At 38.2% G+C, this 20,218-nt stretch carries 19 protein-coding genes, 1 other RNA gene and 5 pseudogenes; 5 read left to right on the top strand and 20 right to left on the bottom strand.

Translation table 11 applies throughout. The features are described 5' to 3' along the window. Positions 1–267 precede the first annotated feature (267 nt). Positions 268–642 (top strand): hypothetical protein, encoded by a 375-nt coding sequence (locus tag JCM19055_RS16405; protein ID WP_042360480.1) that lies wholly within the window; start codon positions 268–270, stop codon positions 640–642. A gap of 362 nt (positions 643–1,004) precedes the next feature. On the opposite strand, the gene JCM19055_RS24440 is transcribed toward JCM19055_RS16405, so the two are convergent. From JCM19055_RS24440 to JCM19055_RS24425, 4 genes are read right to left on the bottom strand one after another with little or no spacing between them, the layout of a single operon-like run. Further along, a complete protein-coding gene (locus JCM19055_RS24440; RefSeq protein WP_052366460.1) occupies positions 1,005–1,202 on the bottom strand; it encodes a hypothetical protein in 198 nt (65 codons plus the stop codon). Next, positions 1,202–1,546 carry an MFS transporter gene (locus JCM19055_RS24435; RefSeq protein ID WP_265182268.1) on the bottom strand — a complete coding sequence of 115 codons (345 nt, stop codon included), beginning with the start codon at positions 1,544–1,546 and terminating at the stop codon, positions 1,202–1,204. The genes JCM19055_RS24440 and JCM19055_RS24435 overlap by 1 nt, the downstream gene beginning before the upstream one ends. Then, entirely contained in the window at positions 1,533–2,024 is a 492-nt protein-coding gene (locus JCM19055_RS26600; RefSeq protein WP_152549932.1) for an MFS transporter, read from the bottom strand. Before JCM19055_RS26600 ends, JCM19055_RS24435 begins: the two co-directional genes overlap by 14 nt. Next, entirely contained in the window at positions 1,943–2,290 is a 348-nt protein-coding gene (locus JCM19055_RS24425) for an MFS transporter (RefSeq protein WP_052366457.1), read from the bottom strand. The genes JCM19055_RS26600 and JCM19055_RS24425 overlap by 82 nt, the downstream gene beginning before the upstream one ends. A 388-nt stretch (positions 2,291–2,678) precedes the next feature. On the opposite strand from JCM19055_RS24425, the gene JCM19055_RS32075 reads away from it, so the two are divergent. Beyond that, positions 2,679–2,927, top strand: coding sequence for a CGNR zinc finger domain-containing protein (locus JCM19055_RS32075; RefSeq protein ID WP_081833786.1), 249 nt, complete (start codon positions 2,679–2,681; stop codon positions 2,925–2,927). 341 nt (positions 2,928–3,268) lie between these two features. Here JCM19055_RS32075 and JCM19055_RS16390 read toward each other — a convergent pair whose 3' ends face one another. From JCM19055_RS16390 to JCM19055_RS25750, 4 genes and pseudogenes are all read right to left on the bottom strand, one after another. Continuing rightward, entirely contained in the window at positions 3,269–4,228 is a 960-nt protein-coding gene (locus JCM19055_RS16390; protein WP_265182267.1) for an MFS transporter, read from the bottom strand. A 284-nt stretch (positions 4,229–4,512) separates the two neighbouring features. Further along, entirely contained in the window at positions 4,513–5,145 is a 633-nt protein-coding gene (locus tag JCM19055_RS16385; RefSeq protein ID WP_052366456.1) for a carboxylesterase, read from the bottom strand. A 128-nt stretch (positions 5,146–5,273) separates the two neighbouring features. Next, positions 5,274–6,463 (bottom strand): annotated as a pseudogene (locus JCM19055_RS16380) (MFS transporter). A 445-nt stretch (positions 6,464–6,908) separates the two neighbouring features. Continuing rightward, the gene (locus tag JCM19055_RS25750; RefSeq protein ID WP_081833785.1) at positions 6,909–7,835 is read right to left on the bottom strand and encodes an MFS transporter; all 927 of its coding nucleotides are present in this window, start codon (positions 7,833–7,835) and stop codon (positions 6,909–6,911) included. Positions 7,836–7,992: 157 nt separating this feature from the next. On the opposite strand from JCM19055_RS25750, the gene JCM19055_RS24420 reads away from it, so the two are divergent. From JCM19055_RS24420 to JCM19055_RS16365, 3 genes and pseudogenes are all read left to right on the top strand, one after another. Beyond that, positions 7,993–8,520: a LysR family transcriptional regulator gene (locus JCM19055_RS24420; RefSeq protein ID WP_052366455.1), complete on the top strand. Its 528-nt coding sequence runs from the start codon at positions 7,993–7,995 to the stop codon at positions 8,518–8,520. Beyond that, a complete protein-coding gene (locus tag JCM19055_RS24415; RefSeq protein WP_052366454.1) occupies positions 8,471–8,884 on the top strand; it encodes a LysR substrate-binding domain-containing protein in 414 nt (137 codons plus the stop codon). The genes JCM19055_RS24420 and JCM19055_RS24415 overlap by 50 nt, the downstream gene beginning before the upstream one ends. A gap of 230 nt (positions 8,885–9,114) precedes the next feature. Further along, positions 9,115–9,985 (top strand): annotated as a pseudogene (locus tag JCM19055_RS16365) (DMT family transporter). 278 nt (positions 9,986–10,263) lie between these two features. Here the strand turns inward: JCM19055_RS16365 and JCM19055_RS16360 are convergent. The 12 genes and pseudogenes from JCM19055_RS16360 to JCM19055_RS16315 form a co-directional block, all read right to left on the bottom strand. Beyond that, positions 10,264–10,645: pseudogene (locus tag JCM19055_RS16360) on the bottom strand (MaoC family dehydratase N-terminal domain-containing protein). Between the two features lie 78 nt (positions 10,646–10,723). Next, positions 10,724–11,428 (bottom strand): AraC family ligand binding domain-containing protein, encoded by a 705-nt coding sequence (locus JCM19055_RS16355; RefSeq protein ID WP_052366453.1) that lies wholly within the window; start codon positions 11,426–11,428, stop codon positions 10,724–10,726. A gap of 16 nt (positions 11,429–11,444) precedes the next feature. Continuing rightward, a complete protein-coding gene (locus tag JCM19055_RS32070) occupies positions 11,445–11,756 on the bottom strand; it encodes a LysE family translocator (RefSeq protein WP_370543186.1) in 312 nt (103 codons plus the stop codon). Positions 11,757–12,374: 618 nt separating this feature from the next. Continuing rightward, positions 12,375–12,750, bottom strand: a transfer-messenger RNA (tmRNA) gene (ssrA, locus tag JCM19055_RS25745). Positions 12,751–12,858: 108 nt separating this feature from the next. Next, positions 12,859–13,620, bottom strand: a complete 762-nt coding sequence (locus JCM19055_RS16345) for an SDR family NAD(P)-dependent oxidoreductase (protein WP_042360531.1) — start codon at positions 13,618–13,620, stop codon at positions 12,859–12,861. Between the two features lie 32 nt (positions 13,621–13,652). Beyond that, positions 13,653–14,161: pseudogene (locus JCM19055_RS30110) on the bottom strand (acetyl-CoA hydrolase/transferase C-terminal domain-containing protein). Continuing rightward, positions 14,101–14,928: a hypothetical protein gene (locus JCM19055_RS24400; RefSeq protein WP_052366450.1), complete on the bottom strand. Its 828-nt coding sequence runs from the start codon at positions 14,926–14,928 to the stop codon at positions 14,101–14,103. Before JCM19055_RS24400 ends, JCM19055_RS30110 begins: the two are co-directional and overlap by 61 nt. Before the next feature lie 3 nt (positions 14,929–14,931). After that, positions 14,932–16,128 (bottom strand): thiolase family protein, encoded by a 1,197-nt coding sequence (locus JCM19055_RS16335; RefSeq protein ID WP_042360476.1) that lies wholly within the window; start codon positions 16,126–16,128, stop codon positions 14,932–14,934. Continuing rightward, positions 16,125–17,294 (bottom strand): annotated as a pseudogene (locus tag JCM19055_RS16330) (acyl-CoA dehydrogenase family protein). Before JCM19055_RS16330 ends, JCM19055_RS16335 begins: the two are co-directional and overlap by 4 nt. A 16-nt stretch (positions 17,295–17,310) precedes the next feature. Further along, complete coding sequence (locus tag JCM19055_RS16325; protein ID WP_042360475.1) at positions 17,311–18,489, bottom strand: CaiB/BaiF CoA-transferase family protein; 1,179 nt, start codon at positions 18,487–18,489, stop codon at positions 17,311–17,313. A gap of 67 nt (positions 18,490–18,556) precedes the next feature. Continuing rightward, a complete protein-coding gene (locus JCM19055_RS16320; protein ID WP_042360474.1) occupies positions 18,557–19,306 on the bottom strand; it encodes an enoyl-CoA hydratase/isomerase family protein in 750 nt (249 codons plus the stop codon). Between the two features lie 14 nt (positions 19,307–19,320). Further along, positions 19,321–20,133 (bottom strand): IclR family transcriptional regulator, encoded by an 813-nt coding sequence (locus tag JCM19055_RS16315; protein WP_042360473.1) that lies wholly within the window; start codon positions 20,131–20,133, stop codon positions 19,321–19,323. Positions 20,134–20,218: the final 85 nt, after the last annotated feature.

Genomic DNA, 20,218 nt, shown 5'->3' with positions numbered 1-20,218 from the left:
AACTACAGTTAGTACACACTAACCTATTATTGGAGACACATACGGATGTATAACCAATTGTTGCATTTTATGGTTTGAACTTTTCATAACACTATAACTTCTATTTCATTGACTTTACTTACTAAAGCCTTTTCAACAATATGGCCCTTCACAAAGATAAGCGCGACCCTTATTGCAGGATCGCGCCCGTTTGCTGATCAAATGAACACTCAATTTCATTGTCTAAACTTGATCGTTCATGCTAGCATCAACAGTGGAGGTGATCCTATGTTAAAGATATTTGCTGCCATGCTATCCCCTTTTGTATTTTCCTTTTTCATTGGTATTTATCAAATACCAAAGTTCATCTCAAATAGTACTTTCCCATCTTTTACTTTAGACTATTCTCTAACCTTCTACATTTATTCATTGCCAGCTTACTTGCTACTAGCTGTACCTGCTTCATTCATTATAGAACATATAAATAAAGGAATTCGATGGGTGAATTATTCCATTGCTGGTGGTCTAGGTGGATTGATGCTTTTATTCTTCAATAATTCCCCTATAGAGTGGGAAAATTCGCTCTTCTTATGTGCAGGATTATCATTCTATGTTTCCTTGAAAGTACTGGAGGTAACTAAACGCAAAATTATTTCTACATAAATTAACTCAAAAGCGCAACCTCTTTCATTATAGGATCGCGCAATATAGATAATAGCTTTAATTAAGGGTTAAAAAGAAAGAATAGCTAACAGTATAATGATCACGGAAATGATAAGGATTATATAATTTGAAGTTTTATTAACTCTAATTTCAGGATCTTTGGTGAGTACAATAGATTGAAAAAGCGCGCCTAAGCCAAAAAAATAATAAAAGATAACCATCTTTAATTTCAATGAATATAGCTAGTAGTAAGAGAAAACCTAAAATCCCAAAAGATGTATTCCGTAATATCTTCATATAAACTTCCAAACACATTATCAATACTGCTTATTAGATGATAGCGCCCGATTGCTGAACAAATTCTAACTAGATTTACGTTGTTTCGAGATATCATTCTCTTCGATTTCCTTCAATTTTTCTACACTAGGCACCGGAGAGAACAGCACCCATAAAACTGCAATCATTGTTCCAATTGCGCCGATAAATAACGTCATTCTCAATCCAAGTGCAGTCCCTAAAACTCCTCCTAATAACGCTCCAAGTGGAGCAACTCCAGTCACTAAAAAAAACGATAACTAGCGTTCATCTTTCCTAGCATGTAATCAGGAGTTACCGTTTGTCTCATACTGATAACGTGTATATTTGAAACAACAACTCCTATACCACCTAAGAAGAAAGAAATAAGTATTATAGGAATTATAATGGATTGAGGCCCTGAAGCCAAAGGTACAAGCAAAGGTGCGCCACAAGCTATGACCATACTCCATACAATAACTTTACCGACCTTAAAATACTTAATTAATTTGTTAGCCAATAAAGTACCCACAATAGCTCCTATACTTGATGTAGCCATAATAACACCTAGCATCGTTGGTTCAATTTTTAATTCTCTAGTTAAATACAAGATAAGAACTGCCCAAGTAATCTGATTGAAAAAAATTAAACGTAGCTGCCTCACCAGAAATGGCTCTTATATAATGATTAGAAATTACGAAAGACAGACCCCTTTTTATATCTCTAAAAATAGGTGTGACCTTTTCTTCCTTGATTGGGGCATCTTCTTTTGTTTTTATTAATATCAAGAAAATTGCCGAGCTAATTAGTGTAATTGAGTGAATTAGCATTGCAAATGGAGCAGCAATTACACTGACTAGTCCCCCTCCTAATCCCGGTCCACTAATTTGTGCTAATGATCTACTCATTTCTAATCTGCTATTAGCTTCAACCAGAGACTTCTTCTGAACTAAGGAAGGCAAGTACGATTGATAGGATACATCAAACAATACAGTGAGTGTCCCAATTAAAAAAAAGCGACAACATAGAGACTCTCCATTTGTAATAAACCAAAGTAATAACTTATTGGAATATACAAGTAAAGGCATCCTCGAAATATATTTGCCATAATCATCAGTGGTTTTCTTCTTACTCGATCAATCCATACCCCAGCAAATAACGTCACAATTAAAAATGGAGCGAACTGTGAAGCATTTAATATCCCCATTTGCATCGGGGTTGCGGACAACGTTATTGCTGCAATTAACGGAAAAACAAAAGAAGCAATTGTGGAACCAAACATCGCTAATGTTTCACCTGTCCAAAATTTCAGAAAATCAGTGTGTCTCCAAAGGCTTTCTTTTTGTTCTGACAAGTTATCAACCTCATTTGTAATGCTTTATTTTTATTTAGAACATTACATGTTAAACTAGACAAAAGCAATAGTGGAGGGCGTTTTATTTGAAAAACCAGAATTTAATCTGTTTAGATGTTATCAATACAATGTGGTATGACTACAGGAGTACTGGAAATTCTGAGGATCGTTTAACGAACCCTAAATGGGTGTCTTATTTCATGAAAGATTGGGGTTTGAGTCACTTACAGTACCCAAATGATCACATCATTAAAGAGTTACAGGCCTTGCGTGATCTCATGAGGGGGCTAATTAAAAAAAGCGACACATAACGAAGATATTCTAAAAGAGGACCTTTCTAAATTAAATTCTTTTATGGAAAAAGTGGAACGGAAACCCTCTTTGATATATGAAGATCAAGAGTTTAAAATACATTGGGTTTCTTCAGAGTCTGATTGGGATTCATTCATTTCAGAAGTTGCTATGTCTTTTTCCATGTTATTTACTCAAAACCAACATAAAAAAAATTAAGTTTTGTCAAAATGAAGATTGTAGATGGGTTTTTTACGACAACACCAAGAATGGTCGTAAACAATGGTGTACCAATGATACTTGCGGAAATTTATTAAGAGTCCGTAAACATCGTCATTCAAACTAAAAACAATAATTAAAACCCAAAACAGCTTTTACTCTTCATGATATTTCTGCTTTAGTTGGTTAAAAGACCTTAATTAATCTGGTTCTTATATAGAAAAGCGCAATCCTTTTATGCAGGATTGCGCCCTTTAATTGAAAAATGTTTCCTTCATTTAGCCAGATAACTGGGTAAAACAACTCTCCAATCCATAGCACTAAAGTTAATATTCTTATCCAATCATACGATTCTTTAAAGAACTCTAAGAATAAATCTTAATTTAATGATCTGTCAAAAGGCGCATCCATCAGAGAGTGTTTCGCCTCTTTAACATGTTGAATTTCAATTATAATTTATAGACTAAATTAAGTGTTAACCTTCTTGGCTTCCCCTGCCACATACCCAGAAATTGTGCACCCTACTGCTGATAGCGTTAATACTAAGAGTGGTATTAACCAGCCTTGTGTAAATTCTTCCAGGTAACCCAAAAAGATTGGTCCAGTAGCTGCTACAAGAAAGCCTATTGATTGTGCCATACTAGATAGTTGAGAAGATTCATTGATTGTAGTTGTACGTAATATAAACAATAGCATTGTTAGAGTAAAAGCACCTCCAGCTCCAACACCGATAAATAATATCGAAGGGTATATCAAAGCTGTTTCTGAAACTATTAATCCTAATACTCCAATTAGTAGAAAAAGACCTGACGTACAACCTAAGATACGCTGATTAGTAAACCTTGCAGCCAAAATAGGAACAATTAAATTAGTAGGGATAAGTCCAATTTGAAAAAGTGCAATTAACCATCCAGCTTCATTCGCTTCAAAGCCTTTATCTATTGCAATGTCTGGAAGCCAAGTATAGACACTGTACGTAATAAGGGATTGAGTGCCCATAAAAAGAGTTACAGCCCATGCGACAGGAGACCTTAACAGTGCGTTTGATCCAGTTTTTTTGTTATGTTTTATTGACGTAATATTGCGTGTTTTTATAAAAAGAAGAAATAAAACGGCTCCAGCAAGCAGAGGTAAAATACTCCAAATCTGTAACGGAAGCCTCCAAGTATCAGAAGCATTGGCAATAGGCACAACAATGCCAGATGCTAAAGCTCCTATTACATTCATGGACAATGTATACATCGCCGTCATTATCCCCACACGTAAAGGGAAACTGGTTTTTATTAATGCAGGTATTAGTATGTTGCCAAGAGCTATTGCAACCCCAACACCCACTGTAGAAATTAATAAAGTTATTATACCGCCAACTGCTCTTAAGAAAACGGCAATACTTAAAATGGCCATACCAAAAAGCAATGTTTTTTTCAATACCAAACTTTTTAGAAATACTTGGAACGAATGGTGAAAAAAACTGCGAGCAGTATTAAAGGGATTGTATTTACCAAACCGATTGATACATTAGAAACTTCTAACTCATCGCGAATTATTGGAATCATTGGGCTTACTGATGTTATGGGTGAGCGTAATGTAGCTGCGACTAAAACGATAGCTAGCACCAGCAACCAAGTATAATAACGGTCTTTCATGTTAGACTCATTAGATATAGTCAAGAAATATTGCTCCTTTTTCTGAACAACTAAGTCAATTTATCTTCAGTTCTCATTTATAAAAGTTATAATATCGGTTTCTATATCATGTCGATCCTTACTCAATGTCATAAGATGTCCTGCATTAACATACCCCTTAAGTTGTTTCCTGTTACTAGAAAGATGAGTATAGATATAGCTTGCGCTCTCTACATATAGTCGATCGTCTTTGAGTCCATTTAACACAAATGTAGGTATTTTTATTTTGTCTACTTCAGCTATTGTATGATCAATTAATTTCGTAAAATCTTCATAAAACTGGTTTGGCATTAAATTTTTATAGCTATCGTTATCACTATTTTGGACACCTGTTAATTGATTATAGTTTTTAGCATATTGTATAAATCGATTTTCTAAATCGTTAATTGTTCTTGACTTCGGTGTCGACATAATAATTAATTTCGTAGCTTTCTTTATCATGGCAAGATTTAATGCGAATATAGCTCCTAGCGAAATACCGATAATAAATATGGTTTTATAACCTTTCTTCTCTAAGACTTCATAGGCATTTACAACCTCTTCCCACCAATATTGAGTTGTATATTTAGAAAATACTTCTGGTGGTAAACCATGACCACTGTACAATGGTGCATAACAAGTAAACCCTTCTTGATGAAGACGTTTAGACAGTTTATTCATATCTTTTGTGCTTCCCGTAAATGAGTGAAGAAGAAGAGCTGCACAGTCTCCCCCTTCTTCTAAAAAAAATTTGTTTTGGTGTAATGATATTCATTTAATAACTTCCTTAGAGTCCAGAATTTTTATTTTCAAACATTCGTTTTATAGCTTCGAATAACAAATAACGCTAATATAAATGCGATTATAAGAAAGAAAGTAATTAGAATAACTAAGCCGTTCCAATCATAGTAGGCAAAAACCGCCCCTCCTAGTGTACCTAATACACTTGAACCCGAATAATAAAAAAACAAATACAAGGAAGAGGCCTGGGCTTTATTATTTATAGCTAGACGACCTACTAAACTGCTTGATATAGAATGAGCAGCAAAGAATGAGAAAGTAAATAAAGCTAAACCAAAAATCACAATGATAAGCTGATTACTGAGTGTAAATGATAAGCCTAACAAAATACTTCCAATACCTATTAAATAAGCTTTTTCAAATCCATATGAATCCACAATTCTGCCGATCCAAGTGGAACTAATGACACCAAGAACGATAACTAAGAAAAGGGAGTTGGCAATTGCTCGATCTACTGAAAAAGGCGGCTCGATAAATACAAAAAAAATGTAATTATAAATGGCCATATTGCTGCCTTGTAAAATAAATCCTATAAAAAATAATGACAACAAATGTTTGTTTCTAAGGTGATCAATGAGAGATTTAAATAGTTTATTGATTTCAGGTTGTCTTTTTACAAAATTTTTAGAGGCTGGTAAAGTACTTACAAAAACAATACTTGAAACTAGACTAATTACGCCAATTGTTCCAATAGCAAAATTCCAACCAAAATATTCTCCCAAATAACCTGCTAAAACCCTTCCAAAAATCGCTCCAATTGCATTTGCGCTAATGTAAAGACCCATTGCAGTTCCAACACTCTTAGAACCGATTTCTTCATTCAGATAAGCCATTGCAATTGCCGGAACACCCGCTAATACAATGCCCTGTATAATCCTATAAATAATAACTGCTTCAAACGTTAGGGAGAATGCAGTCGCAAAACAAATGAGAGACGATAACAACATAGATAAAGACATGATGTTCTTTCGTCCAATAACTTCTGATATGCTTCCGAATAGAATTAAAGCAAAGGCAAGAGTTAAAGTTGTTACTGACATTGTTAAGCTTGCTGTTGCAGGAGTTATATTAAAATCACGGCTAAATTCGTCTATTAACGCTTGAGTACAAAAAAAAGGATAGCAAATGTATTAAAGCCCGCAGCAAAAAAAGCCAACGTTACCCTTTTAAATGAGGGTGTGCCAACTGTTATTGACATATATTTTAACCTTCTTTTAAAACCATGTGTTGTTATTATCTTATCACCATACTTTTATGATTAATAATGCATAATAATTATTATGATAATGATTTTAAGTAATGAACATGACAGTAATAATTGAGCTATAAACAATTAAATTATTTACACGCTTGCCCAAATGCAACTTGTTGAAACCGCATCAAAAAAAGTTTCAACATTGCAACTAGCTTAAACGACTCTTCATTATCGATTTACATCTAATAGTAGGTGTGAATTGTTGTCTCTCCCTAGATTGCGTAGTGTATATATTAAAAGAGTTAAAATAATGCTTATTAATATCATGAAGAGAGACCAACCCAAATATTGAAAAATATAACCACTTACCCATCCGATTACGCTTGATCCGACATAATAGAAAATTGAGTACAATGAGTTAGCTTCGGCTTTATAAGGCTCATGTGAATTATTCGCAATCCAATTGCTCGCAATGGTATTGCTTGCAAATATACCAAAAGCAAGTAACAGCAATCCAGTAATTACAAGCCATAAAAAAAGATGAAGTTGTTAGTATGACCCCCACAGTCATTATAGTTAATGCAATTCGATAAAGTGAAATATCGAAAACGCGTTCTACAAATCGTCCGAATAAAATTGAACCAATCACTCCAGATAATGTTGCTATGTAAATGAGACCAATAAATGATTGATTAAGGAGGAACGGTGGTTCAGCCAAAGGGTATGAAATGTAATTTAAGACTGATGTATAGATACCAATTGTAAAGAAAGTACAAATATAAATGCTTAGAATTCTTTTGTTAAGTAAACACTCGATAAAACCAGTGCCAAGATTACGAATTGAATACTTTCGTTTAATAAAATGTTTAGATGAGGGAAGTAATAACCAAAAGAATATTGAAGCCAACATTGTAACGATACCAATAATAAATGCAAGTGTATTAAGTTCAACATAACCTATCATTGAACTACTTATAATCCTAGCTAAAACCCCACCTAGTGCTGTTCCCCCAACGTAGATTCCAACAACCATTCCCAACTTGTTTCTTTCTACTTCTTCTTTTAGATAGGTAATAACCGATGCTAAAAATCCTGAAATGCATATGCCTATGAGTAATCTAATTAATAATAGCCAATAAAAATTATCTACAATCAAACTTATTGAATTAAGCGATGAGGTCAAAACTAATGCGAGAACCATCGTACGTTTTCTACCCAGTTCATTTGAAACAAGAGGAGCGAGTAATAGAGAAAATGCTATGGCTATTGTAGTCAGTGAAAGTACCAAACTGGCGGAAGCAGGCGATTGATTGAAACGTTCAGAAAAAAAACATGATAAGCGGCTGAACCCAGTATAAACTTGTATAAATAACAAAAGCCCCTGCCGTCATAGCAACTAATGTTTTTGTTATATTCATAGCCTTACCTCCAACGTTATATGGCATGTAGTTGTATGGTAGAGCATTTTATCAATAAATTCTAATGTATAATAAATATATAGTTAATAACTTTTTGTAATGAGGTGAAACAAATTGGAATGGCAATATATCAAATATTTTCTTAAAGTTGCGGAATATGAACATATGACAAAAGCTTCACAAGAGCTGAGTATTACACAACCTGCTTTAAGTCGTTCTATTTCCAAACTTGAGGAAGAATTAAGAGTGCCCCTATTTATACGTGAAAACAAACGAATCAAGTTAAATAAGTATGGTCGTATGTTCAGAGAACATGCCTTCTCGATCCAGAAAGAAATGGAAATTGCTAAAAAAAATATAGAAGAACAACTTCACCCTAACCAAGGAGAAATCTCGATTGGGTTTTTCCATACACTTGGAATTAATAAGCTTCCTTCTTTGTTAGCAGGCTTTAAAGCCAAATACCCTAAAACCACTTTTAAATTAAAACAAGCAAACAAAACAATCTTAATTGATTCACTTTACAATGGAGATCTAGACTTTTGTTTTACTACATTAACAGGAGAAGAATTAGGAAGGAATTACAAAAGTATTGATTTATGGGAAGAAAAACTTTTTTTTAACCGTTTCAAATCATCATAAACTCACATCATCACCTGAAGTTTCAATTGAAGAATTAGCTAATGAAGAGTTCGTTATTTTAAAGCAGGGATACGGGATTAGGAGCATTACAGATAAAATCTTTGAAGAGTTGCCATTTAAACCAAAAATCAGTTTTGAAGGCGAAGAAATCGACACAATCGCGGGGTTAATCTCCTCGAACTTAGGCATTTCTTTTTTACCCAAGTTAGAAGGCAATAAATACATTAAACAAATTGATTTGCCATCATTACATTATAAAAGAGTTGTAGGGGTCATTTATAATCAAACTGATTTAGTATCACCTATATCTCAGAAGTTCCTCAACGAAATAATTAGAACCTTTAGATCTGAAGAACAACTTTAACCTCTTATAAGTTTATATTTAACCTTGTTGACTTATTGACGAAACTCTATATACTCTGGAGATCAAAACAATTAAGAGGAGGACTTTTCATATGCCTTTATCAAATACAATTAACCCAATTGTTCGTTTAGCAACGTCACCACCACCATTTCTACTCTTTAATCTTATATTCAAATCAGATTAATATTCTGCGAAATATAAACTGTTTCGCAGATTTAAAGGAGTAGAAAATGAAATCTAGCATACAGTTTATATTGTCAATGATGATTTTTGGAACGATCGGTTTAGTTGTTCGTTTCATTGATTTAACTTCGAGTGAAACAGCTTTATTAAGTAGTGCTATTGGTTGTTTATTTCTAACCTTTCTATATAAGATTAAGAGAAAAAACTTTTCTTGGTCTAAAATTAAACGTTATGCATTAATCCTCTTTGTGTCAGGAATTGCTTTAGCAGGTAATTGGATTTTCCTATACGCATCTTATGACTATACGACACTTACGAATGCTACACTTGGTTACTATGCCGCACCTGTTTTTGTAATGCTACTTTCGCCAGTTGTATTAAAAGAAAAGCTCAATTTAAAAAAAATTATTATGTATTCTAGTTGCAATTTTGGGTTTAATTTTGATTGTCGGGAATGGATTAACCGCAACGGGAACTAACGATATATTGGGTATTTCTTTTGGCATTGTTGCTGCTGCTTTTTATGCAGGATTAATGTTATTAAATAAATTTATTAAGCACCTAAACCGTTTAGAAGTAACTGTTATTCAGTTAGGTGTTACGGCTTTAATTTTATTACCATACGTCCTTTTGACAGAAGGATTCGATTTTCTATATGTTTCTTCCTCATCAATTCCATTCATCCTAATACTAGGTATTGTAAATACAGGTATAGGTTTTTGGTTGTTCTTTTCTGGTATGGAGCATTTAAAAGGACAAAGTATAGCAATGTTAAGCTATGTTGACCCGTTCGTTGCAATATTAATATCTGGAATAATATTGCAAGAACAGTTCACGATACTACAAATTATTGGTGGATTGTTACTACTGAGTTCTACATTTGTAAGTGAAATAAAATGTAAGAGACCAATTGCATAAGTTAAAAAAAAGAGGCAGTTTAAGACTGTCTCTTTTTTTACTAGATTGTCTAAGTCCTTCTGTTAGATTAGATGTCACAACTATAAATGAATATTCAATATATTATAGAAATTAGCTCCGATTCAATCTGTGATTGAACCATTGCAAGAAACAATTTTGAAACCCATAAAGCCACATATAAAACGGTTGTTTAGATAATAGCCACTTTTTATTGAAGAAAAAAAATAGCACTACTAGGTACAATTCTTATTACAGGATTGCGCCCTTTAACATAAATATCATTGCATGATTACTCCAGTAAAAGTTCCTTCCAAAACTTCCAGATCATGTTGATTTATACAAGTAAAAGATGCTGAAATGGAAGTCCTTCCATTTTCTTTTTCTTCTAATTTATTAATAGTTACTTTGCAAAGGATAGTGTCTTCTGAGTAAACAGGTTTCTTAAAATCAAATGTCATCGTTCGGGCTAACACATTGTTCTCGCCACCAATCTTTGTTGGCATTGTGGCAGTGAGTAACCCTTGAATAACCAGTCTCCCTTCTTGATCAGGGATGACGTGATGTTCTCCTTTATCCATAGAGATTTTTTGTGAAAAGTTCTACATCCTCTTTCGTAAAACTGCGCTTAAATGATATAGATTCCCCTTCATAAAGCTTCATTTCAACATCTCCCAATTTGTTTTATGTACTCATTTGCTGTTATGCCAAACATTCTTTTAAATTGACGATTTATATGAGCTAGATCAACAAAATTGTAATCAGTGATGATTGAGTATACATCACTTTCATTCTCAAGTTGTTTTTTTGATTTCTTCTAGTTTCCGATTCAAAAAAATATTGATAAGGTGTGGTTTTTGTTTGTTCTTTAAAAAAACGAATGAACTGAAATTTTGACATGCCATACTCTTTACTCAGTTCATCTATAACAAGTGCTTCCTTTACTTTTTCATGGAGAGATTCCTTAATCTCTTGAATCAAAGAATCTTGTTTACCGATTATCTTGCTTTTCATAGGATTTAGCTGTGAAGCAAGTTCGGTAAGTAATTCTAAGCATCGTATCTCGCTATGTTGATGAAAGATTCCATAGGTTAATTGCGTTATCAAGCTTTGAATCACTTTGTCATAAATGACTGGCTCCGTAAATTTAAAACCATCATTAACTCCAATTGCTTCTGTTAACATTTTTGGTGAAATATATACCATAATGTATTCTAAACCGTTTTTATCATGAGCACGACCATCATGCACTTGTTCAGGATTAAACTGCATAACACCACCTGGGTGTGAGAGTTGTAGCTCTCCGTCTAGTTCATAGTGCTGAATACCACGCTTGGTGACACCCAACGCATAATCATTGTGGGAATGCTTGCTATAAGAGAAATCCGCAAGAGTTGCTGAGAGAGCTGTAAGTCCATAACTGTTTTTGTAATTAAATGTATTCAAAAAAAATCACCACCCATTAGAACCAAATCATCACCGCAGCGTAGACCAAAAATAACGCCATGATACTATTTGTTATTGTACTGTATTTTCTTAATAACTCTTTAAATATGGCTCCGCATAAGATCCAGAGCAAAAATGCAATAAAAGCAATGACTGTAATTCCTAAAATGTTAAGTGTCAATGGAACAAAGCCATTATAGTATGGTAGTACATAACTCGGGATAACCGTTAAAGTAAAAATAACAGTTTTTGGATTCAAAAACTGTAATAAAAATCCTGTATAAAATGTTGCGCTATTTTTAGAAGTACTTGCCTTGGTTACATCCATTTTATAGATCTGATAGGCTAGATACAACATATATAGAGTGCCAAAAAAATTGCATGTAAATGATGATATTAGGAAGAATGTTTATAAACACTGTATTAAGAACAGCTGAGCTTACCAAGAGTATTCCAAAAGCTAAAACTGATCCATACGTAAAACGTAATGCGGCTTTTATGCTGTAATTCTGTACAGCTGATAAGATTAAAATGTTTGTAGGACCAGGCGTAGCTGTGACAATAAAGCAATACAAAATAAATGGAATGAGGCTCATACTTGTTACTCCTTGCTGATATGTCCTATTTCCATATTTAAACACGATTAATTCATCAGCAAATAGTATATTATTGCAGAGAGATAACGCTCAACGGGCCCTTCAGGGTTAGTATTATTCCTCATCAACGTATTAGGGAATTATTTTATCCGGTGTTAATTCAACAATCTGGCCCGATTGTTGAAGATTTCTCGAGTAAATGAGATCCCATCCTTAAAGTAAAATTCATATAAATTATCCTTGTTTGCAACCATAAAATTGCCAAAAGTAAAAAGAACCATAAGCTTGCCGTTTTGGCAAACTTATGGTTCAAGTGACAAATCCACAAAAAAAACCACCATCTCTATGTATGGTGGAGACGGCGGGAGTTGAACCCGCGTCCAGAAATAACGATACTTAAACGTCTACGAGCGTAGTTGCTATATTATCATTTCGCGATCATTTCGGCCTAGCAACAGGCTTAGATGAACGCTAGTCTGTTTAGTCTCTTCTGCTGACCTCAGACGGGGGTCAGACAGCGAAGCCCACTAATAAGTGAGACCCTTCGAAGCTTCCACATGGGCGATAGAAGGAAGGATCCGCAACGTTATTTACGCAGCTGCTAGAGCTGGTGTTGCGAAAGTTTCTTTAGCTTTGCCAATTATAGGCGTGGGCATTTTTACGAGCCTACCCAGCTCGACTCGCGGTCTAAGCTCGACCTATTCCTGTCGAATCCGTATCGTCCCCATGGTGTATGAGGCAGAGGTTACCCTCTGGATAGTATATACTATCACTAAATAAAACATGTGTCAATTATATAACCATCCGCAGAAATGTACTACGGATGGTTTACGTTTATCCGACGACGCGGCCGGCAACGTAAATGACTTGGCCTGTCACATAGCCTGCTTGGTCTGAGCTTAAGAATAGAATAGTATTGGCGACGTCTTCTGGCGTTCCTACGCGTTTAATATTGTTCTGATCAATCGCGCCTTGTTTCACATCATCATACGGAATGCCTGTTTTCTCTGAAATGGCTTTTGTCATATCGGTTTCAATAAAGCCCGGTGCAACCGCGTTGACGTTAATGCCGAATGGGCCTAGCTCGATGCCAAGGGTTCTGGCCATTCCTTGAAGCCCTGCTTTGGCAGCAGAATAGTTCGTTTGCCCTCGGTTACCGAGTGCTGAACGTGAAGAAAGCATCACGATCTTGCCGTACTTTTGCTTTACCATGTACGCTTGTGCCGCTTTTGAGCAGAGATACGCACCTTTTAGATGTGTATCGATAACAAGATCGAAGTCATCTTCTTCCAATTTGAACAACAGACTGTCTCGGGTCACTCCAGCATTGTTTACGAGAATATCGATGCGGCCGTAACGTTCAGCGACTTGTTTCATCGCACCTTCGACTTCGTCTTTGTTACTCACATCACAACGTACGGCCATGGCTGTGCCGCCTTGCTCTTCAATTTGCTTTACAACTTCTTCGGCTTTTTCAACATTCACATCAAACAGCGCAACCGATGCGCCTTCCAATGCGTACATCTCTGCCGTTTTTGCACCGATTCCTTGACTCGCGCCTGTTACGACAGCCACGCGTGTATCAAAACGTTTCATCACGAAAATCTCTCCTTCTCCAATCTCTCTCTTTACACGCTCTTTGGTTCATGTTGTCCAACCTGTTCATAAAACTCTTGTCGAAGTGCCTCCCGAAAGTCCGGGTGGGCAATGTCGATTAATGCCTCTGCACGTTCACTCGTGCTCTTCCCGAATAACGAGGCAATCCCGTACTCTGTAACGACGTAATGAACGTCCGATTTCGTAGAAGTAAACCCTTGGACGTTCATGACAATTCTTGATCGCTTGCCGCGACTTGCCGTTGACGGTAAAGCATGATTGACTTTCCACCATGAGACGCCATCGCACCGCGCATGAAGTCCATTTGTCCACCCACACCTGCAACAAACGTTTCATTAATCATTTCTGCGTTGATGTTGCCGACAAGATCGACTTCAATCCCAGAGTTAATGGCAATGAAATTGGAAAGCTTAGCAATTGTTGCGGTATGGTGCGTGTAGTTGGACGGTTGCAACGCTATCAGGGGATTGCAATCGGCAAAGGCGTACAGTTCCTTTGAACCGACGAGGCACGTGGCCACGACTTTGCTTGATCCACTTCTTTATGTTCATTTGTGACGACCCCATCGTTGATTAATTGAATCATCGCTTCTGGGAATGTCCCTGTATGAACACCGAGCTCTTGTTTATCATGCAACGATGCGACGACCGCATTTGCTAAAGAGCCAATTCCTACTTGAATCGTCGCTTTGTCAGGTACGAGCGCCGCCACATGTGTTGCGATTTGTTGCTCAAGTTCACCTGGCACCGCGGCCGACAGCTCGTTTAATTGCCCTTCACCTTTTACGAAGTAGTTGATCTCTTCCGTAGAAATGACAGGCGCACCGTCTGTCCATGGTAGCGACGGGTTCACTTCGGCAATCACAACGTCTGCCGCCCAAAGTGCAGCCAGCGTATAATCACAGGAAACGCCTAAGCTTACATGCCTTTCGGCGTTCGGCTCTGTGCACATAATGAACGCAACATCTGGCTGTAGAGTCTCTATATAACCTGGAACGTTTGATAGGTTCATCGGCACATACTCAGCCATGTTCTGTTTAACTGCTTCTTTCACTTGACCGTTTAATAAAAACGAACGAATCTGAAAATGTTCCTTATACAACGGATTTGCATAATGACATGGCGTTGCAAGTGGCATATGGTAAATCGTCAAACCTGTAAAGCGTTCACGATCTGACACGAGTGCGTCGAGGAGGTGTAATGGTTCCCCTGAAAGACCTGGAAGAACGACGGTCCCACTTTTCGGGATCTGTGCGATTGCTTGATCGATTGGCGTATATGGAATCATCACTTACACCTGTAAGTTTTCAAAAATTGTCGTGATTCCAAGTCCTCCACCGATACACGCCGTTACTAAGCCGTAGCGACTTCCTCTTACTTTCATTTCGTTCATTAATTTAATCGTAAGAATGTTGCACGTTGCACCTAGTGGATGACCGAGCGCGATTGCACCGCCGTTTACGTTCACACGGTTTAGATCTGCTCCGAGTTCTTTCACGACGCTTAATGCTTGCGCTGCAAATGCTTCGTTTAACTCAATCAAATCAATATCGTCTAACGTGAGACCAGCTTGTTTTAGTGCTTTGTGTGTTGATGGTACAGGACCGATCCCCATATAATCTGGACGGACACCCGCGCTTGCTTGCGCAACAACGCGTAGCTTCGGTTGCAGTCCACGGCGCTCTGCTTCTTCTTTTGACATAACGAGCGTTGCTGCGGCCGCATCGTTTCGACCACTCGAGTTCCCAGCCGTGACCGTTCCACCTTGTTTAAAGACGGCGTTTAGCTTGCCGAGCTTCTCAAGGTTCGTCGCCCGTGGATGTTCGTCTTCTTGGAACAAGATCGTCTGCTTTCGTTCTTTCACTTCAAACGGTGTGATTTCATCTTTGAATTCGCCACGCTCAATTGCTAACTTTGCAAGCTCTTGGCTACGCAGTGCAAATTCGTCTTGTTCTGTACGGGAGATATCGTACTGCTCCGCTAAATTCTCCGCGGTTAAGCCCATCGTTAAGTGGTGGCCATACACTTCTTCTGGTTGCGCCTTCGGTTGGCTTTCGGTATTCGGATCAACGATCACACTGTTGCCAGCTTGAAGCCCGAAACGTGCGCCACGAATGTAATACGGTGCTGAACTCATGCTCTCAACACCACCCGCTACGATCACTTCTCCTAACCCACTCATAATCTCTTGAGCAGCGTTATTAATTGACTGCAAACCAGAACCACACTGGCGATGAACCGTATACGCAGGAACTTCAATCGGTATCTCTGCTCTTAGTGCTGCTTTTCTAGCAATGTTCGGTTGTTCTGTGCTCTGTTTGACGTGCCCGAGAATGACATGATCCACATCATTCCCATCAAATTGATTGCGTTCGAGTAGTTCTTTCATGACATGTGCCGCTAGATAATCTGGTTCAACTGATTTTAACGTTCCACCCATACGACCTATTGCCGTACGGACACCATCCACTACAACAACTTCTCTCATCCACAATCACCTCTTATGAATATTCTTTTTTTCAACTGAGCCGCAATAATGTTTTTCTGGATTTCAGACGTTCCTTCGTAGATTCTTGTAATGCGCGCATCACGATAGTAACGCTCGATTGAGAATTCACGCATGTAACCCATACCGCCATGAATTTGTACCGCCAAATCAGCGACACGGCTGTACACTTCTGATCCGTAAAGCTTGACCATTGCCGCTTCTTTAATGACTTTTTTTTGCCTTCATCAGTGTCTTTGGCAATTTTGTACGTCATTGCTGATAGTGCTTCAATGTCTGTTGCCATGTCCGCTAAGTAATGTTGAATGATTTGCTGCTCGAAAATTGGCTTGCCGAATTGAATTCGCTCAAGGGAATACTTCATTGAAAGATCCAACAACTTAATGCAAGAACCTAGGTTTCTTGCCGCTAAACCAGTACGTCCGTTTGCAAGGATTTTCAACGCGTTCACATAACCTTGACCTTCTTCACCGAGTACGTTTTCGACAGGCACTTCGCAATCTTCGAAAAATAATTCAACTGATTGTGAACCGTGCAGACCCATTTTCTCTTCGACTTTTCCAACGATAAATCCAGGGAAGTCTTTTTCAACGATAAACGATGTAATCCCTTTTGCACCTTTTTCTGCATCTGTAACTGCCATAACGGTAAATATGTCACCGATCGTACCGTTCGTAATAAAGTGCTTGGAACCATTAAGAATGTAGTGGTCTCCTTTTTTTTCACAGCTGTCGTTTTTAAGTTGGCAGCGTTTGAGCCTGCACTCGGTTCAGTAAGTGCGAATGCACCGATCCAATCACCACTTGCCATCGGGGGTAAGTATTTGCGTTTTTGCGCTTCGTTCCCTAATTCAACAATGCCGACACTACCGATTCCTGTATGTGCTCCAATAACCGTAGTAAAACCGTTCACGGTCTTTCCGAGTTCTTCGTAAATCCCGCACTTGTCATACATCGTAATGCCAAGACCGTCATATTCAGCTGGAATACTTAATCCGAACAGCCCAAGTTCCTTACTTTTCTTCATCACTTCTGCTGGAATATGGTCATTTTCTTCAATCTCATGAGCGACCGGCTCAACGGTATTCGTTATGAACCTCTCACGGTATCTTTTAGCATTTTAACTTCTTCTGAAAATACAACTGTCATTGAAAAAAAACCTCCATTAAATTAGTTTGGTTTGTCGTAGGTGCTGAATCGTTTCCTTTGAATACCCAAGTTCCGATAGAATTTCATCGGTATGTTGTCCAAGCGTTGGTGCTTCTCGTTCTATTTGCGCATCGGCACCAGAAAATTTAAGTGGTGATGCCAGTTGCTTTAACGTTCCAAGCTCAGGATGCTCTGTCTCGATAATCATGTTCCGTGCTTCAACTTGTGGGTCACGCAACACTTCTTCAATATCATTTACAGGGCTTACACATGTTTCTTCATGCGCAAGTAAATCGGTCCATTCTTTTTGCGTTTTCGTGTAGAAGAGTTGTTGGAGGTCTTCTTTCATTTGCTTTTGACCTTCAAGAGAATCATGAAGGTGTTCAATGAGGTCCTCACGACCAATCAGTTCACAAAAGCGACGCCAGAACTTTTCTTCCATCGGAGCGACCGCCATGTACTTGGCATCTTTCGTTTCATACACGGAATAACTTGCCTTCACTCCCGACAATCTGAACTCTCCTTGTTGAGGAAGATCTCCTTTTTCAAGGTGACCTCCAGCGATTGCAGAAAGCCAAGACAACGCACCATCCAACATCGATATATCAATGTATTGTCCTTTGCCCGTTCTTTCCCTCGAAAACAAAGCCATTAGAATGGCAGAAAGGGCCATTAATGAACCGCCACCAAGATCGGCCACTTGTACGCTCGGAGGAGGTGGTGTCTGTCCCTTTTCACCCATTAATCCTAAGATGCCAGCATACCCAATGTAATTAAGGTCATGACCTGCGCGTTTCACGTAAGGTCCGTCTTGACCAAAACCTGAGATTGAGCAGACAATGAGGTCTTCTTTGTACGCCGTCAGTTCTTCATATGACAATCCGAGCTTCTTCATCACACCTGGTCGAAAGCTCTCCACAACGACATCTGCATCTTGAACGAGCTTTAAGAAGATTTCTTTTCCTTCTTCACTCTTTAAATTCAGTGAGAGGCTACGTTTGTTGCGGTTCACTGACAAGTGCCTTGCACTATATCCGTCAACAATTGGTTCAGTGCTTCTTCCGTAATCACCGAGCGTTGGCTCTTCCACTTTGATAACATCCGCTCCGTGATCAGATAGAAACATCGTGCAATATGGACCTGGAAGTAACCGCGTTAAGTCCAGCACTTTAATTCCTCGTAACAAAGCTTCCATCGAATCATCTTTTCATTGGCATGAATGTGCGATCTACTACATTCCTTTAAATTCAGGTTGACGCTTTTCAAAAAAACGCCGATACACCTTCTTTAAAATCATCTGACTGGAAACATAAGTCTTGAGCACTCGCTTCAAGTTCTAGCAACGTTTTTAAATCCCGATTCATATGAGAATTCAGTAATTTCTTCGTAAGGCCAATCGATACTGGCGATTTACTCGCCAACCGTTTGGCAACTTCATACGTTTCCTCTTGCAGAGAGTCGTGAGCGACAACTCGATTCACAATGCCTAATTGTTCAGCTTCTTGTGCGGTCACACGCTCTCCTAAGAACATCAATTCTTTTGCCTTTTGCTTGCCAATTAGTGTCGGCAAAAAGTGAAGCGCCGCAAAATCTGGAACGAGCCCCACATGAACAAACGACTGAACGAAAAACGCCTGTTCAGAAGCGATCACATAATCACAAAGAAGTACGAGGCTAAATCCAGCGCCGGCAGCCGGTCCATTCACCGAAGCGATAATCGGCTTCTCGATATCTAGCATCTTAAAGATTAGTGGTTGTGACTGTTGCAATCGCTGTCGACCTTTAAGTGTTGTCATTCCTTTTAACGCTTTTAGATCTCCACCTGCGGAGAATGCTTTTCCTTCTCCAGTTAAAATGATGACTCGAACGTCTTCATCACGTTCAGCGTCCTCTAACGCTTGCAACAGTTCAGAACGTAACTCCATGGAAAGTGCATTTCTTGTATCTGGTACATTTAGCGCAATCCTTAAAACCGTACCTACTTTCTCTTTAACAATGAATGACGGCTGCATAGCATCGACTCCTTTTAGAATTGTTCAGCCCCTTGAATCTTGCGACTGATTTCTTTAGAAATACTATGTAAATAACTTCCGAGCTCTTCAAGTTCATCTTGTTTCAACCTTGCTGTCATCCCAAACAAACAAATGCTCATCTCGACATCGTGATTCACATTAAAAATCGGTGCTGCAACACCAAAGATTCCTTCAATCGACTCTCCGTAGTTTGTCGCATATCCCTTCTCTACGACACTTGGTAGTTCTTGTTGAATCTTTGAGACGTCTTCAAACGTATCACTCTCATGAAGCTCTCGGAAAATGTCTTGTTGTTCCTCTGGCGGCATGTAAGCGAGTAAACACTTTCCATAGGCACCTGCTTCAATTGAAAAATGACGACCGACTGATACATGAACGCCAAAGTCTCCACCTTCTACTTTCGCAACGATTGTTGTCTTCATCTTGCCTACCCGACTTACGATCACAGATGTAAGACCCGTATTCTCAGAAATCTTCTCAAGGTACGGCAATACTAACGCCAAGTCGAGAGAATTCTCCTTCGCCCGCTCACCAAGTACGACGAGGTAAGGCCCTAAGCGATAACGCTTTGACTTCTCATGGAAGGTTACAATCGAGCTTTCTTTTAATTGTTGTAGAATTCGAAAGCACGTTGTCGGCTGCAGTTCTAACGCGTTTGCGATTTCTGTTACTGTACTGTCACTGAACTTCTTGCGACTTAGTAACCTTAAGATTCTAAATGCACTATCTACAGCAGGTACACTATACTTTGCTTTTTGTTTTTTTCTTCTGATCTCCAGTAAGCAACGGTGGAGTACCTCCTTCAATCCGCCCCTATGTAAAAATCACCGGGACTCTCATGCGACTACAACGTGATTTCTTGTCGAAACAAACTACCCTTAACTGTAATCG

This window comes from Geomicrobium sp. JCM 19055 (assembly GCF_000698185.1).
GTDB lineage: Bacteria > Bacillota > Bacilli > Bacillales > Marinococcaceae > Geomicrobium_A > Geomicrobium_A sediminis.
Note: the sequence above shows the minus strand (reverse complement) of the source record. Positions and strands in the feature narration are given on the sequence as shown.

What these genes read in the sequence shown, in the direction of transcription:
- JCM19055_RS16405 (WP_042360480.1), top strand. Translation starts at nt 268, where the DNA reads ATGTTAAAGATATTTGCTGCCATGCTATCCCCTTTTGTATTTTCCTTT.
- JCM19055_RS26600 (WP_152549932.1), bottom strand. Translation starts at nt 2,024, where the DNA reads ATGCCTTTACTTGTATATTCCAATAAGTTATTACTTTGGTTTATTACA.
- JCM19055_RS32075 (WP_081833786.1), top strand. Translation starts at nt 2,679, where the DNA reads ATGAAGATCAAGAGTTTAAAATACATTGGGTTTCTTCAGAGTCTGATT.
- JCM19055_RS16385 (WP_052366456.1), bottom strand. Translation starts at nt 5,145, where the DNA reads ATGAATAAACTGTCTAAACGTCTTCATCAAGAAGGGTTTACTTGTTAT.
- JCM19055_RS32070 (WP_370543186.1), bottom strand. Translation starts at nt 11,756, where the DNA reads ATGGATGTAACCAAGGCAAGTACTTCTAAAAATAGCGCAACATTTTAT.
- JCM19055_RS16345 (WP_042360531.1), bottom strand. Translation starts at nt 13,620, where the DNA reads ATGAAACGTTTTGATACACGCGTGGCTGTCGTAACAGGCGCGAGTCAA.
- JCM19055_RS24400 (WP_052366450.1), bottom strand. Translation starts at nt 14,928, where the DNA reads ATGATTCCATATACGCCAATCGATCAAGCAATCGCACAGATCCCGAAA.
- JCM19055_RS16335 (WP_042360476.1), bottom strand. Translation starts at nt 16,128, where the DNA reads ATGAGAGAAGTTGTTGTAGTGGATGGTGTCCGTACGGCAATAGGTCGT.
- JCM19055_RS16325 (WP_042360475.1), bottom strand. Translation starts at nt 18,489, where the DNA reads ATGGAAGCTTTGTTACGAGGAATTAAAGTGCTGGACTTAACGCGGTTA.
- JCM19055_RS16320 (WP_042360474.1), bottom strand. Translation starts at nt 19,306, where the DNA reads ATGCAGCCGTCATTCATTGTTAAAGAGAAAGTAGGTACGGTTTTAAGG.